This is a genomic window from Amycolatopsis orientalis DSM 43388, assembly GCF_000411975.1.
Taxonomy (GTDB): Bacteria; Actinomycetota; Actinomycetes; order Mycobacteriales; family Pseudonocardiaceae; genus Amycolatopsis; species Amycolatopsis orientalis_D.
This window is the reverse complement of sequence record NZ_ASXG01000099.1, coordinates 44,249-58,562: the sequence shown is the minus strand read 5'-3', so window position 1 is coordinate 58,562 and position 14,314 is coordinate 44,249. Positions and strand designations below refer to the sequence as shown.

At 68.5% G+C, this 14,314-nt stretch carries 15 protein-coding genes and 2 tRNA genes; 11 read left to right on the top strand and 6 right to left on the bottom strand.

Annotation, left to right across the window (positions count from 1 at the left end):
- The first annotated feature begins 39 nt into the window (after positions 1–39).
- The 6 genes from L942_RS19565 (at position 40) to L942_RS19555 (ending at position 3,956) form a co-directional block, all read left to right on the top strand.
- Positions 40–115, top strand: a tRNA-Asn gene (locus tag L942_RS19565).
- Between the two features lie 922 nt (positions 116–1,037).
- Positions 1,038–1,364, top strand: coding sequence for an SAV_915 family protein (locus L942_RS44345; protein ID WP_158684498.1), 327 nt, complete (start codon positions 1,038–1,040; stop codon positions 1,362–1,364).
- Complete coding sequence (locus L942_RS44340) at positions 1,361–1,645, top strand: hypothetical protein (RefSeq protein WP_143271336.1); 285 nt, start codon at positions 1,361–1,363, stop codon at positions 1,643–1,645. The genes L942_RS44345 and L942_RS44340 overlap by 4 nt, the downstream gene beginning before the upstream one ends.
- Positions 1,645–2,898, top strand: coding sequence for a WXG100 family type VII secretion target (locus L942_RS44335; RefSeq protein ID WP_158684497.1), 1,254 nt, complete (start codon positions 1,645–1,647; stop codon positions 2,896–2,898). The genes L942_RS44340 and L942_RS44335 overlap by 1 nt, the downstream gene beginning before the upstream one ends.
- A gap of 243 nt (positions 2,899–3,141) precedes the next feature.
- Positions 3,142–3,546, top strand: coding sequence for a hypothetical protein (locus L942_RS43010; RefSeq protein WP_158684496.1), 405 nt, complete (start codon positions 3,142–3,144; stop codon positions 3,544–3,546).
- Positions 3,547–3,689: 143 nt separating this feature from the next.
- Positions 3,690–3,956, top strand: a complete 267-nt coding sequence (locus tag L942_RS19555; protein WP_158684495.1) for a hypothetical protein — start codon at positions 3,690–3,692, stop codon at positions 3,954–3,956.
- A gap of 106 nt (positions 3,957–4,062) precedes the next feature.
- Here L942_RS19555 and L942_RS19550 read toward each other — a convergent pair whose 3' ends face one another.
- Genes L942_RS19550 through L942_RS19540 form a run of 3 tightly spaced genes read right to left on the bottom strand, consistent with a single transcriptional unit; the run spans position 4,063 to position 6,448 of the window.
- A complete protein-coding gene (locus L942_RS19550; RefSeq protein WP_037362390.1) occupies positions 4,063–5,457 on the bottom strand; it encodes an MFS transporter in 1,395 nt (464 codons plus the stop codon).
- On the bottom strand, positions 5,454–6,020 hold the full coding sequence (locus L942_RS19545) for an isochorismatase family protein (protein WP_037362387.1): 567 nt from the start codon (positions 6,018–6,020) through the stop codon (positions 5,454–5,456). The genes L942_RS19550 and L942_RS19545 overlap by 4 nt, the downstream gene beginning before the upstream one ends.
- A gap of 8 nt (positions 6,021–6,028) precedes the next feature.
- Positions 6,029–6,448 (bottom strand): MarR family winged helix-turn-helix transcriptional regulator, encoded by a 420-nt coding sequence (locus L942_RS19540; RefSeq protein WP_037362578.1) that lies wholly within the window; start codon positions 6,446–6,448, stop codon positions 6,029–6,031.
- A gap of 99 nt (positions 6,449–6,547) precedes the next feature.
- Here L942_RS19540 and L942_RS19535 point away from each other — a divergent pair, with 99 nt between their 5' ends.
- From L942_RS19535 to L942_RS19530, 3 genes are all read left to right on the top strand, one after another.
- Positions 6,548–7,615: a hypothetical protein gene (locus tag L942_RS19535; RefSeq protein ID WP_158684494.1), complete on the top strand. Its 1,068-nt coding sequence runs from the start codon at positions 6,548–6,550 to the stop codon at positions 7,613–7,615.
- A gap of 296 nt (positions 7,616–7,911) precedes the next feature.
- Positions 7,912–7,982, top strand: a tRNA-Ser gene (locus tag L942_RS44330).
- Positions 7,983–8,093: 111 nt separating this feature from the next.
- Entirely contained in the window at positions 8,094–9,695 is a 1,602-nt protein-coding gene (locus L942_RS19530; RefSeq protein WP_037362383.1) for a TROVE domain-containing protein, read from the top strand.
- Between the two features lie 150 nt (positions 9,696–9,845).
- Here L942_RS19530 and L942_RS19525 read toward each other — a convergent pair whose 3' ends face one another.
- The 3 genes from L942_RS19525 to L942_RS19515 all read right to left on the bottom strand — a co-directional run bounded on the left by L942_RS19525 (position 9,846) and on the right by L942_RS19515 (position 12,254).
- Positions 9,846–10,550 (bottom strand): type 1 glutamine amidotransferase domain-containing protein, encoded by a 705-nt coding sequence (locus L942_RS19525; RefSeq protein ID WP_037362381.1) that lies wholly within the window; start codon positions 10,548–10,550, stop codon positions 9,846–9,848.
- 117 nt (positions 10,551–10,667) lie between these two features.
- The gene (locus L942_RS19520) at positions 10,668–11,594 is read right to left on the bottom strand and encodes an acetoacetate decarboxylase family protein (RefSeq protein WP_037362380.1); all 927 of its coding nucleotides are present in this window, start codon (positions 11,592–11,594) and stop codon (positions 10,668–10,670) included.
- An 84-nt stretch (positions 11,595–11,678) separates the two neighbouring features.
- Positions 11,679–12,254 carry a TetR/AcrR family transcriptional regulator gene (locus L942_RS19515; RefSeq protein WP_037362378.1) on the bottom strand — a complete coding sequence of 192 codons (576 nt, stop codon included), beginning with the start codon at positions 12,252–12,254 and terminating at the stop codon, positions 11,679–11,681.
- 71 nt (positions 12,255–12,325) lie between these two features.
- Between L942_RS19515 and L942_RS19510 the strand changes: the two genes are divergently transcribed.
- Positions 12,326–13,534, top strand: a complete 1,209-nt coding sequence (locus L942_RS19510; protein ID WP_037362376.1) for a saccharopine dehydrogenase family protein — start codon at positions 12,326–12,328, stop codon at positions 13,532–13,534.
- On the top strand, positions 13,521–14,300 hold the full coding sequence (locus tag L942_RS19505; RefSeq protein ID WP_051166099.1) for an alpha/beta fold hydrolase: 780 nt from the start codon (positions 13,521–13,523) through the stop codon (positions 14,298–14,300). The genes L942_RS19510 and L942_RS19505 overlap by 14 nt, the downstream gene beginning before the upstream one ends.
- Positions 14,301–14,314 lie beyond the last annotated feature (14 nt).

Below are 14,314 nucleotides of genomic sequence, written 5' to 3'. Positions count from 1 at the left end.
TCCTGTCAGCCCGGAGTGATCCGGACCGGCAGAGCACGATCCCCTGTAGCTCAACTGGCAGAGCATTCGGCTGTTAACCGGAGGGTTCTTGGTTCGAGTCCAAGCGGGGGAGCCAAAGCCCAGGTCTTAGACCTGGGCTTTTTTCGTTGCCCGGGAGCGGGGGCGATTCACTGTCGATTTTGACGGTCGTCCAGGCGGTCGGCCTGCCGGTGGCACGCTGCGGCAGCCGGGTGGCAGTTCGGGGCGTGGAGCGGACACTGGGAAGGCCGCTGCCGCTCCTGGTGTGACGGCCCCGCTCGATATGTCGATTCGTTGCTCGGTGCGTGCAGGCGACGCCCTGGCGGCTTCGAGTTGCTGATCGAGCGCTGGAACCGGGCCCGGCGTGAGCGGGGCAGCCCCGTTGTCGCGCTGCGGGGCCCGCCATTCCCGCGATCCTTGCTGCGTCTTAACAGGCTCGGTCGGCGTCAACCCGGAACCCTGATCCCCGCTGCTGAACCCCGCGGACACCATTGCCGACCTGCTCAACAAGACCATCAGCGGGGATCGGGCGCGCAGCGGGTTGATGCCGGCTGAATCCGTGAAGATCCTCTCGGCAAGCGGGGAAGCACACCGCGCAATTAAGATTGCGCGCAATATGATAGCTCTGCATAAATTCACACGCTATCAACACGCCTGTCGGCGGCACGATTGTCGCAGTTGCCAGGAGGGTCCGGCCCCGGCGCGAAACAGAGGTGCCGGGCTGTCGCCTTTGCGGTGCATGTCCATCCGCGACTTGCTGGAGCGGTTTAAAGACGTATGGAAAGTCATCACCAAGTTGGGCACCCGCGATCAATTTGCCCCATGGTGCAACCATGTGGTTCAAGCAGCCTGGCAACGATATGGGCGCCGACCTCCCCAGGCGACTTCGGACCGCTCAGGAATCGCGCTCGCTAACGGTATGTCTCTGTTAGTGTCACCTGACGAAGCCATTCGAGAACTGAGGGTAGGAGTGGGCCACTCGCGGCAGGGGTGGTTGTGATTGCGGGGAGAGAACCGACATGACAGACGAGTCGAGCGGGGAGTCGTCCGGAGTTCAAGAACTTGCCCGAGCCGTGTTTGTCCCGACCAACCCCGTGATGCCGGGCGATGTCCAAGCGCAAGTTCAGCTGCGACACATGCAGGACGGTCGTACGGCTCTTCTTGCGTACAGCTCGAAAGACTTGCTCGTGGCAGGCTGCGGACCGGAACAGGGCTGGATCGCCGTCCCAAGTGAGCAGTTGGTCGGTTTGCAGCAGTTGGTCGGCTTTGACGTGGTCGCTGTCGACGTCGACGTACCTGAAGAGTGGCGCGTGGCGGGTTCTGCAGCAGAAGGTGACGTCCGATGAGCGGTGGCTTCGATATCAAGGACCTGAACCGCTTGGCCGGGACGCTCGCTCAGGGGGCAGAACAATTGGAAGGTCTGGCAGGAAAAGCGCCGACGATACCCGACGCCGGCACATCGACGGCCGCAGTTGGAAGTTGCCTGGCGGCTCTCGGCGACGTGATGTCAAAGGTCGTACAAACGGCCGCCGGCGCTGCCGATCGCGCCCAGGCGGGAGCGAAGGAATATCAGTCTGCTGACGACAACGCCCGTGAGTCCATGAACGGCACACGGAGGGCGCTCTGATGCCGATTGATTTGAAGGTCGTTGGTGACGAGAACTCGTGCCGTAGCGCGGCCGATCAACTAATGAGCCTCGCAGACGGGATAACGCAGGGCGGAACAGCGTTTCACACGGCTCGCAGCGAATCCGAGACCTTGTGGACGGGCCAGGCAGGAGACGCGTTCCGCGAACGGATGCAACCGGCCGGTGAGAAGACCGACGATGTCGCCGACAGCAGCCGCACCGCTGCGCGGAATCTCCACGCGTTTGCGGATGACTTGACTACGGTCAAGGCGCGGATGGCTCAGGCGCGCAATATCGCAGCGAGCGCTGGGTTGACAGTAAATGGCGATACGATCGCCGATCCCGTCGCCCCGCCGTCACCTCCGGCGCAACCAAGTGCGCCGGGTGGCAATTCATCCGCGCCGAACCCCGGTGCCGTCCAGGCGCAACAGGATTATCAGCGCAAGCAGGCGGCGTTCAAGCAAGCGCAAGAGACCGCATCGGACGCGCGCAAGCTGGAACAGAACGCGCACAACACGCTTGAACAAAAAATGAATGCATGGGACACCATGCTCAGAGACGCCGCCGATCAGCGTTGCTGGATCGCCGCCGGCACCGTCACCGGCATGGTCGGCACAGCGATCAGCCAAGCCGACAAGTGGGGAAAGATCGCATCTGCGCGCAACGCGCAGGTTGAACTGTTCAAGCGCATCGCCGCGAACGCGGAGGATCCCTTCGAAGAGGCGGCGGCAGCCCGCGCCGCTGGAGTTTTTGAACCAGGAGCGACAAAAGCGCAAGCCGCACTCGACGGAAACTTGAAGTGGGCCGAAGGGCTCTCCGGAATAAAAGTTGGCGACGTCCTTTCGGCAAGTCTGAAAGACATCCCAAGCATTGGCTCCAAGCTGCCGGAAATCGCCGAAAAGCTTCCAGTCGTAGGTGGCGTCATCGCGCTAGGCCAGACGGCATGGGACAGCCGGAACGCAAAGAACCCTGGCGACGTGGCAAAGGCCGTGGGCGCGGACCTTGGCGGTTACGTCGCGGGATCCCTGGCCACAGAAGGTACTCTCGCCGGATTCGCTGCAGTCGGTCTGGCGGGAGGTCCAGTGACCCTGGCCGCAGTCGGCGTCGGCGTGGGGGTGGCGTATGGAGTTGGGGAAGTGGTGAATCACTGGCCGGAGGTTTCACACTGGGCCGAGAACACGGCGTCCGACATCGGTCATGGCGTGTCCAGTGCTGCGCACTCAGTTGGCCACTTCTTCTCCTCGATCTTCTGACGGGAAAGACGACCGACCATGACTGCTTCCGGCTTGCCCCCTCAGCCAGACCTCGAGACTGGACAACCGCGTCCGCCGCGCGCACCGACAAATTTTGCGGCGAACGAGTCGACGCCGACGGACCGGCCCCCGCGTAAGCATCCGCCAACGCCGGACGCGGAAGGCCCGGTATTGGAATGGCGGCAGGACAGTGGACGCGGAGCGGTGCAGTCGGGCGTTATTGCGGCCGTTATCGTCGCGGTCGTGCCTACGGTGGAGACACAGGGGTTTTCCTGGGCTGCCACACCGTATTGGTGGCCGTTCATCGCACTCGCAGGAGTGCTGATCTGGCTGATCATGCGGGGCAGTTGGTTGGCGGCTGGCGCATGCTGGGTGCAGAACAAGGACAAGTGGGTCAACACCTACAACCTGACCGCCGTCGACGTACACGCCAGCGGCGTCAACATGATGTTGCGTCTTCAGGACACAGCGGGCCGCGATATCGGATCTCTCAAACTGAAGGACGTGCAGGCGAATCAGAAAATGTGGGATCTCGTGTACAACGGAATTCTCCACTCGATGGCCCAGGGAACCGCTAACCCATCAGAGAAAGCGCGCACGATTCTCAAGCTCCCAGGAGGCCGCGGACTCCACCGAGACGGCAGCTAGTGGTTGCGCCCGTTAGTTCGTCGGGTCGTAGCCAGGCGGCAAGGGTCCCCGGGATGGGCCGGGTCGCGGTTGGCTCGCGACGGGACCGCCGCGGGAAACGGGAACGCGGTGCCGCGCGCGACGACGGTCCGCGCGGGTGCCTGGTGGAGATCGGTGAGTTCCTGGTGGATGTGGCCTCCACCGTCACCTGGCCGTTCGTCACGGTGTGGGCCCTGTTCCGGCTCTTCAAACGCGACGGGCCGAAACGTCATGCCGCGATCCCGAGCGGACCCGCAACCGGCGAGGCATACCGCGTCGCCGAAGCCCTCAAGCAGAATCCCGGCGAGATCGCCGTCGTCCGCGGCAAGACCCAGCTCGCGCTCGTCGAACTCGCCGGTCCCGGCGCGCAGCCGGCCGTCGTGGGGGAGTAGGCGCCGCTGCGTTACCGGAACAGGACGCGCGACGAACTCACGACCGTCGCCGCGTATGTACTGGAATGATCTCCGGCACGCTTCCGGGCCTGCTCAGTGGAGTCCGCTATGGATGGGACCGGGTGCGCAGGGTTCGGTCGGCCAGGGTGAGGACCGTCAGGCCGAGGCTGATGCCGATCATGATCCAGGCGATGAGGTGGATTCCGCTGTCGCTGACCTGGTGGTGGAAGACCATGCCGGTGATGGCGGAGGAGGCGATGGAGCCGACGTAGCCGAAGGTCCGCAGCAGGCCGGCCGCGGTGCCGAGCTGTTCGGGCGGGGCGTGGGTGTAGAGGGCGGTTTGGTAGCCGGCGACGGCGAAGCCAGTGGAAGCGCCGAACAGGAACGTGAGGATGGCGACGGTGCCGATCCACACGCTGGAGTCGAGCAGCAGCACCCCGGCGGAGCCGGCCAGGGCCGTCGCGGCGGCGGCGATGGCCGGGCCGCGCACCATGTTGCGGCGGGAGACCAGCGCGATGACGATCCCGGAGATCAGGGTCATCGGCAGCAGCAACAGGCCGGAAGCGGATTCGCTGTAGCCGCGGACCGCTTCGATCCACTGGGTGACTCCGTAGAGCACGACGTACTGGCACAGCATGACCAGCCCGAACAGCACGTAGGTGTTGGTCAGTGCCGGGCGCGCGGCCAGCAGGCGCACGTCGAGGAAGGGACTGGCCGCCCGCAGCTCCCAGAGCACGTCGAGGATCCACAGCGCGATCGAGAGCGCCAGGAGCCACCAATGCGCGGTGGGGAGTTCGAACAGGAAGGCCAGCAGGGCGAGCATCGCGGTGGCGAAGCCGAGGATGCCGATCAGGTCCAGCCGGGCGGCGACGTCGCGCAGGCCGCGCCATTCCCGTGGTCCGTCGGGCTGGATCCAAGCCAGGGTCGCGACGAGCGTGACGAGCGCGACCGGAAGGTTGACGAGGAAGACCGCTCGCCACCCGAAGGCGCTGACCAGCAGGCCTCCGGCCGGCAGACCCAGCGACGCGGTCGCGACGCCGGCGATCTGGAGCCCGCCGAGCACGAGACCGGGCGGCTGCTCCAGGCCGGCTTCGCTGGCTCGTTCGCGGATCAGCAGCATCGCGGTCGGGTAGGCGCACGAGGTTCCGAGGCCGATCAGGACACGGCTGATCACCAGGGTCAGCAGGTCGTGCGCGACCGCCCCGACCAGTCCGCCCGCCGCCACGGCCACGATGCCGGCGACCAGGACGCGGCGCGGGCCGAAGACCTCCGCGGCCTTGCCCGCCGTGGGTTGCGCCACCGCACTGGCCAGGTACAGAGCTGTCACCAGGGCCGCGGTCTGTCCGATCGAGACGCCGATGCCGTGCGCGATCGGGACCAGCGCGGTGGCGATCAGCGAGCTGTTGACGGGATTGAGGACCGAGGCGAGGTACAGCGGCGTGGTGAACCGCCACGAGAAAGGGCGCTGCGCAACCGTCTCGGACGGCGTCGCCGGTGTCATCGGGAGTTGGTGGCGAGCAGTGCGAGGACGTCGTCGGTGCTGCCGGTCTCGGCCCGCTGCGGGAAGTGGTGGGTCACCGCGAACTCGTGCCGGTCCGCGAGGGGATCGGCCATCGCGTCGGTCGGGGTGGTCACGTGGAAGCCGAGTTCGAAGGCCTGTTGCACGGTGGCGGCGACACCGTCGCTGGTCGCGACACCGGTGACGACCACCTGGGTGACGCCCTGTTCGCGAAGATAGCGCTCGAGGTCGGTGGCGGTGAACGCGCCAGGGGTGCGCTTGGTGATCAGCTTGTCGGGCGCGCCCAGTTCGGCGACGACCGGCAACGCCTGCGCCGGCAGCTCGAACGGTGCTCCGCTGGGATTCCGGTCGCTGCGCACGCCGGGCGCCGCGGCGACGTTGACCAGGACAACGGGCAGGCCACGGCTGCGAAAGGCGTCGGCCAGCCGGGCGGCGCGGGCGACGACGTCGGAGGCGGCGTGCGGCGCCAGGTCCATGCCGACGCTGCCGGCCTGCAGATCGATGACGATCAGGGCCGTTCTGGGGTCGAGGGCGGTAATGGGCATCGGGCTCCTTACGGGAAAAGTCGATCGAGCACCTTGTGCGCCGCGGTGAGGGTTTGCCGCTCGGCGGGCGTGAGCGTCTCGAGCTGTTTCGCCAGCCAATCGGCGCGCTTGCTGCGGGCTTCCGCGACGAAGGCCCTGGCCTCGTCCGTGGCGGCGACGACTTTCTGGCGGCCGTCGCTCGGGTCCGGCGTGACCGTCACGAAGCCGCGCTCGCGCAGGACGCAGACCGTCGCGCCCATGGACTGGGACCGGACGCGTAGCCGGTTCGCCAGCACGGTGATCGTCATCGGCCCCTCCCGCAAGACATATCCCAAGGCCTCGGTCTGACTGGCGGTCAACCCCTTCCGGCCGCCCTGCTCGCGCAGCGCCCGCTGGGCTCTGCCGAGAACCTCGCGCAGCGACTGGGCCAGGTCTGCAGTGTCGGTCACGTGGTTCACGGTAGCAGGTATGAAGGTAACCTACAAAGCTTTCCTTCGTACCTCCGGACTGGCGGCCTCGATGGGCATTTCGGCATCGTCGGCCACGAAATGGGAATTGACAGCAAGCCTGAAGGTGAATACGCGGCGTGCGATCGCGTATTTCCGGGCCGATCGAGCCTGCTTTTACTGGGCTTATCGCAAATCTGCGGGGACGACGTCCCGGACGGCGAAGGGTTCGATGCCGACGAGGTCGAACTGGTGCCGAGTCGGCGTATAACTGGACCAGGCTGGTTCGGACGCCGAAAGCCGGTGGTGACGAGCGCGGGAGGGCGCACTGCGATGACGGCGAGCGGGGACCTGGCGGCGGCGATCAGGGCGGCTGCGGTGACCCCGGCCGCGGCGGTCGACGCCTATTGCGCGGCGCTGGACGCGATGCGTCGAGCCGTCGATGGCTGGGAGACCAGAAAGGAGTGGGCGAGTTTCGCCTTCACGGCGCTGCGCGCGGCTGACCCGGCATTGTCCGAACCGGCTGCCATCGAATTGACTGGCGCCTATCTGCGGCTCTCGGCGCCCACGGTCGCCCACGCGGTTTACGCGAGGCTGCCGAAGCGGACACCGCCCGGCTGGCAGGCGGACCGGGTGATCGGGCGGTTTCTGGTGGAAACGATGAACGGCCTGCGGCGGGACATGGAGGAGGCCGTGGCCGTCGTCGACGAGACGCACCAGGCCGCGGCCGCCGCCATGCTCGGTTTTTATGACGCGGTAACCGCCGCGGTGGCTGCCGCCGCGGCGGCCGGGTTGTCCTCCCGGCGGCTCTGCCGGGTCACGCGCATGCCGGGGTCCACCGTGCTGGCGATGGCCCGCCGACCCGCCGGCGAACGGTTGAGCGAGCGCTTTCTGGGCTGGGTCGCAGGTTCGCGCCCGGGAACGGTCAGCGAGGCCGACTTGGAGCTGTTGGGCGAGCGGCTGGCCAAGATGGGCGTCGGACCGCAGGCGGCACGCGCGGCCGGCAAGCTGCTGCGCGCACTGGAACTGTTCGCGGTCGCCGGTCCGCGCTACGTCGGGGATGCCGCCGAGCGGCAGCAGTGTGTCAGCACCGAAATCGAGATCATCCGCACCGCCCCGGCCCGACATCCTGCCGAGTTCTGGCGCTCGCTGACGCCAGGCAGCGGGTGAAGGCGGTCCAACACCGCGTCGCGCCGGTTCTGCGCCTTCCGCGCGTCATCAGGCCCGAAACGGTTGTTCACGTCGGCAAGAATCAGAAAGATGTGCGCGGCTTCGGTGCGTCGAAAACGAGGCAGTGCAACGGGTTTTCTCCGGGGTCGGGCGGGAGGCGACAAAACCAGGTGCGGCAGCAGACGCCGGCCTGCTAGCTTGGCAGAGCACTCCCGGTGCGAAGCCTCGCGGTTACTTCACTGTCCGGAAACCACCGCAGGGCAACCTTTTTCTCGGGAGCCACAACTTCAGATGCGCCCGGTGCGCAGGCAATGGTTACTTCCACTGTTAATGGGCGGGTTGCGGGTTCGAGTCCCGTCACCGCGGGAAACCGCGGGGTAGCTCAATCGGCAGAGCAGCTTTGTCACCGTCGCCGACTTTTTCTCGGGCCGCATCTGGAGATTGCGACTCCTCTCGGCACAACGAGGGGTTGGGGGACATGCCGAAGTTCAACATCGCCGGCCTTCGGGCGGCGGTTTCGTCGCCGGTCGTCACCGCGCGAACTCTGTCCGGCCGTACCTATGAAGGCGGCGCGGGTTACGCGCGCGACACCAAGAGCGAACTGTTCCTGCTCGCCGTGACGAACCTGGTCAGCGAGAACACGTTCTACGAGACAGCGGACGAGCGCGACATCCGCTACGCCGAACTCGTCCGGGCGGCGACCGTGGCCGATCCCGAGTGGACTGCCCGGTTTCTCGCTTGGTTGCGCAGCGGCGCGAACATGCGCACCGCGGCCATCGTCGGCGGCGCGGAATTCGCGAGGGCTCGGCTGGACGCCGGCGAGAACGGCATGTCGCGCAACGTCGTCGACAGTGTGCTCCAGCGCGCCGACGAGCCCGGGGAGATGCTCGGCTACTGGACGAGCGTGCACGGCCGGACCGTGCCCAAGCCGGTGAAGCGCGGCGTCGCCGACGCCGTCAAGCGGCTCTACAACGAGAAGTCGTTCCTCAAGTGGGACTCGGCCGCACGGGGCTTCCGGTTCGCGGACGTCCTCGGCATCACCCATCCCGACACCCGGGCCGACTGGCAGAACGCGCTGTTCGCGCACATCCTCGACGTCCGGTTCAACCCGGACCGCGAGATTCCCGCCGAACTCGAAGTCCTCGGTTCGCGCGCGGAGCTGATGGCGTGGCCGGTGGAGGAGCGGCGCGAGCTGTTCACCACAGGAAATCTGGACGAAGCGCGGTCGCGGCTGCGCCAGGCCGGGATGACCTGGGAAGCGCTCGCCGGATGGCTGCGAAGTCCGCTCACCGCCGCGGTGTGGGAGGCGATCATCCCTTCGATGGGCTACCTGGCGCTGCTGCGGAACCTGCGCAACTTCGACGAGGCCGGTGTCTCGGACGAGGTCGCCGCGACGGTCGCGGCGAAGCTCGCCGACCCGGACGAGGTCGCCCGGTCTCGCCAGATGCCGATGCGGTTCCTGTCCGCGTATCGGGCGGCGCCTTCACTGCGGTGGGCATGGGCGCTGGAACAAGCGATCACGCTGTCGCTGGCGAATGTGCCCGAACTGACTGGCCGGACTCTGGTGCTCGTCGACACCTCGGGCTCGATGAACAGCAGGTTCAGCAAGGACGGCACTCTGCTGCGGTGGGACGCGGCCGCGGTCTTCGGGATCGCGCTCGGGGCGCGCTGCGAGCACGCCGACGTGGTGTCGTTCTCCAGCGACTGGGGAAACCAGCCGCCCTCGGTCCAGTTTCCGGTGAAGCGAGGCGAATCCCTGCTCCGCGCGGTCGACCGCTGGAAGAGCGGCGGTTACTTCATCGGCGGCGGCACCGACACCGCCGGGGCGATCCAACGGCACCTGCGTCCGGGCTTCCACGACCGAGTCGTGCTCCTGACCGACGAGCAGGCCGGCTTCGGCGACGTCGGCTCCGCGGTCCCGCAGAACATGCCGCTGTACACGTGGAACCTCGCGGGCTACCGGACTGGCCACGCCCCCAGCGGCGGCCGGAACCGGCACACGTTCGGCGGGCTGACCGACACCGCGTTCCGGATGATCTCGCTGCTCGAGGCCGGCCAGAACGCCGTTTGGCCATTCTGATCGGCGTCGCGCAAGGGCGTTCGAGACTGGGGCTCGCCGGCTCCGGTCTCGAACGCCCAGTCGGCCGCCACCCCGGACGATCGCAAGGAGCGGAAGCTGCGAGCGATCGCGCTGCCACGGTTCGGATAATGTGCGGGAAACGAACGCATCTCAGGAGTGCGACGTGGCACCCGCGAGAGCCTCGACCACCTTTCGCGCCGTGGCCTTGGCCGAGCCGGGGTTCTGGCCGGTGACGAGGTTGCCGTCGGTCACCGTGTAGGAGACGAACGGCAGCTTGGCCTTCTCGTAGAGCGCGCCGCGCTCCTTCGCGCGGTCCTCGGCGTTGTACGGCACCAGCTTGTCGACGCGGGCGAGCACCTCTTCCTGCCAGGCGAAGCCGGTCATGTGCTTGCCGTCGATGAGGTAGCTGCCGTCGGACAGTTGGGTGTCGAGCAGGCCGCAGTAGCCGTGGCAGACCGAGGAGACGATGCCGCCGCGTTCGTAGATCTCGCGGGTGATGCGCTGCAGGCCCTCGGAGCCGGGGAAGTCGTACATCACTGCGTGGCCGCCGGTGAAGTAGATGGCGTCGAAGGCGGCGGAGTCGATCTCCTCGGGGCTCTTCGTGGTCGCGAGGAGTTCCATTTTCGCGGGGTCGGCACGCCAGGCCTTGGCGGTCTTGTCGTAGTTGGGGAACTTCAGCGACCGCGGCTCGAGCGGCACGGCGCCGCCTGCCGGGCTGACCAGGGTCTGCTCGAAGCCTTCCTCGTCGAACACGTGCCAGGCGTGCGTGAGCTCGGAGAGCCACAGCCCGGTGGCGTGGGACGGGTCGTCGTAGTGGCCGACGTTGGTGACGACATGGAGGATGCGCTTGGTCATGGCTGATTTTCCTTAGTGCGGAGCGGTTGGCTGGGCCGCGGGCCGCGCTTGCGGCCGGCCAGTCGCTCGATTCGGGCCGGCGTCAGCGGAGCCGGACGGGTGGCGGGCATTTCGTTCTCAGCTCCGCTCCTGGACGGAGGTGGGCACCGGCATGTGCAGGGCCAGCTGTGCTTCGGTGGCGACGTCGAGCTGGATCGTCCGGACCGGCTTCAGCGAGCGCAAGTCGTCGCTCATCCGGCCCTTGCCGAGCCGCAGGTCCAGGCCGCGGGGGAACCGCGTGGCGCCCGCGGCCAGCTGGTTGATCTGGCTGGTCGTGGAGTGCCAGGCGCCGTCGATCGTGGTGTAGGAGGTCAGGGTCGAGACGTGCTCGCCGGTGCGCCGGACGGTCTGCTTCGGGGTGGGCGCGGCGAGGGCGAGGTCGAGGCCGCCCTCGTCGTCGGCGACCCGGAACGAGGTGCGGTCGGTGTCGATGTCGACGTCGAGCTGGGTGACCCACTTGGGGAAACCGTAGCCGTCGTGGCCGCGCACCTGCGCGATCTCGGTGTTGACCGGAAGCGAGAGCACGTAGGAGTGCAGGGAGTCGTTCTTGAGCCCGGCGGCCAGGTCGAGGAACCCCAGCCCGCCGTGCCGGGCCGGTTTGACGGCGATGCCGACGGCGGCCTCGGTGTAGAAGTCGATGTCGCACACGTCGTAGCGGAAGGCCATCACCGAAACGATCCCGAGCCCCGGGGCGAGCTCGAGCGGGTCCAGCTCCTTCGGCAGGCGGGCGCGGATCGCCTTCGCCGGCGCGAGCATCGTGAGCCGGGCCGTGGAAATGCGGTAGTAGAAGTTCGGCGTCAGCGTGGGCCCGATGCGGGAGTCCACGCGGGTCTTCGGCATCCGGCGGAAGAAGTCGACGCTGCTGACCCTCGGGTCCCGGGCGACCTCGTCGAGGTCGGTGTCCATCCGGAACCGGTCGTAGAGGCCGCCTTCGGGGACGGGGACGAGCCGGCCTCCGAGGTCGACCTCTACGGTCCGGCCGGGTTTCGTGCCGGTCGATGCCATGGACTCTCTCCTCTGATGTAAGCAGTGCTAACACCGAGGATGACACGGCATGTGAGCACTGTCAACACCGGTCGCGCGCCCGGGTCAGGGGCCGATCGACGCGATCGCGAGGAACGCGCCGCGCACCTGCTCGGCGATCTCCTGGTCTGACGCCGCCTGCAGTTTTCCGTCGAGGTACAGGCAGGCGAGCCCGTGCGCGAGCCCCCAGCCGGCCGACGCCAGTGCCGAGGTGTCCGCCTCGGGGGAGACCCGGGCGAGCGCGGCGGCCAGCAGTTCGTGCAGGGCGTCGGCGGCTTTGACCCGGTCGTCGTCCGCGTCGTCGCACGGCTTGCCGAACATCACGCGGAAGAGCGCCGGGCGCCGCAGGGCGAAGGCGACGTAGGCGACCGCGAATTCGGCCAGGTCCGCGAGCGAGGCGGGCGGCTCGCGTCCGTCGCCGAGGTCTGCCAGCAGGTCGCGGAAGCCCTCGGCGGCCAGTGCGGACTCCAGGGCGTCGCGGTCCTTGAAATGGCGGTACGGCGCTGTCGGCGACACCCCGGCCCGGCGCGCGACGGCACGGAGCGAGAAGGGCTCGCCGGCCTCGAGCATCTCCATCGCGGCCGACAGCAGCGCCGCCCGCAGGTCGCCGTGATGGTAGCCACCCTTCTCGGAAGTTGACATCGCTTACTTTGCCCTTCTACGGTGGTGTTAGCACTGTAAACATACCGCATGTCCGGAGGAGCCGAGACCCGATGTCCCCCCGCACGAACGCGCGTCCCTTCGACGTCGTGCTCTTCGGCGCCACCGGCTTCACCGGCGGCCTGACCGCCGAGTACCTCGCCGCCCGCCTCCCGTCCGAGGCGAAGCTCGCTCTGGCCGGACGCAACCCGGCGAAGCTGGAGGCCGTCCGCGGCCGTCTCCTGCGGAGCAACCCGCAGCTGGAGGACCTCGCGCTCCTCCAGGCCGACTCGTCGGACCGCCAGTCGCTGTCCCGCGTCGCCGAGTCCGCGCGCGTCGTGATCACCACAGTCGGCCCCTACCTGGAGCACGGCGAACCGCTCGTGGCCGCCTGTGCCGCGGCCGGCACGGACTACGTCGACCTCACCGGCGAGCCCGAGTTCGTGGACCGGATGTACGCCGAGCACCACGCGACTGCCGAGCGGACCGGTGCGCGCATCGTCCACGCGTGCGGCTTCGATTCGATCCCGCACGATCTCGGTGCGCTCTTCACCGTCCAGCAGCTGCCGCCCGGGGCGCCGGTGACCCTCCGGGGAGTGGTTCGCACGAACGCCGCCATCTCCGGCGGGACGCTGCACTCCGGCTTGGGCCAGCTGTCGCGACCGCGCGCCATGGTGCGGGCCGCGTCCGCCCGCCGCCGGCTCGAGCCGCGGCCGCGGGGACGGCGGGTCCGCACTCGCCTCGGCCTCCCCGGTCGCGACCGGGTGCTCGGAACCTGGCTGATCCCGCTGCCCACGATCGACCCCGAGGTCGTCCGGCGGTCCGCACTCGCTCGCCCGGACTACGGACCCGACTTCGCCTACTCCCACTACGCCGGGGTCCGGCGCGTCGCGACCGTCGCCGGCGCAGTCGCCGGTTTCGCCGCCGCCCTGGCCGCCGTGCAGGTCCCGCCGCTGCGCCGCGCCATCGGCCGACGCCTCCCGCAAGGCGAGGGGCCGGCGGCGGAGCGCCGGGAGCGCGCCTGGTTCACCGTCGACTTCGTCGGCGAGAGCGGCGGTCAGACCGTGCACACCCAGGTCCGCGGCGGGGACCCCGGCTACACCGAGACCGCCAAGATGCTGGCCGAGTCGGCGCTGTGCCTCGCCTTCGACGACAACCCGCCCACCGCCGGCCAGGTCACCACCGCGACCGCGATGGGCGAGAACCTGCTGCGCCGGCTTCGCGACGCGGGCATCGCCTTCACCGTGATCACCACGACGGCGGCACCTCATGACGGACGCTGAGAAAACCGGTGCCAGCGCGCCGATTGTCCTCATCTCGCCGGCGATGGCCGTCGGCTCCGGCTACTACCGGCCGCTGGTCGCGGAGTTCGAGCGACGCGGGTGGCCGGCCCGAGCGCTGCGCCGGCGAGGGTTCGAGCGCGGCGAGCCGCGGGCGAGCCGACACGAGGATTGGGCCTACCGCGACGAAATCGACGACATCGCCCACGCAGTCGCCGCCGCGCGGGCGGAGTCGCCGGCGCGGCCAGTGCTCCTCCTCGGGCACAGCCTCGGCGGCCAGCTCGTCGCCGGGCACGAGCTCACCCGGCCGCCAGCCGACGGGGTGATCACCGTCGGCGGCGCGATCCCGCGCTATCGGCATTTCGCTTGCCGGGGTCTCCATCTCGCCGTCATGGCGGCGCTCGTCGTCCCGGTGGCGACCGCGGTTTTCGGCTACCTCCCGAAGCCGGCGTTCGGCGGCCCCGGTGCGCGTACGTTCATGCGCGAATGGGCGCGCATGGTCCTCACCGGCCGGCCGCCCTACCCGGTCGAGCAGCCGATCACCACGCCGTCCCTCGTCATCAGCCTGGGCGAGGACCGGCTGTCCCCGGTCGGGGCCGTCGACGACCTCGCCGAGCGACTCTTCGCACCGGACTCGGTGACGCGCTGGCACTACCCCCGCGACCAGGCGCCCCCGGGCGCGACCAACGACCACATCGGCTGGGTCCGCACCCCGGCCGCGGTGGTCGACCGCATTGTCCGCTGGTGGCCCGGCGCCGCTCGCGGCTGAGCGGCCGCCGACCC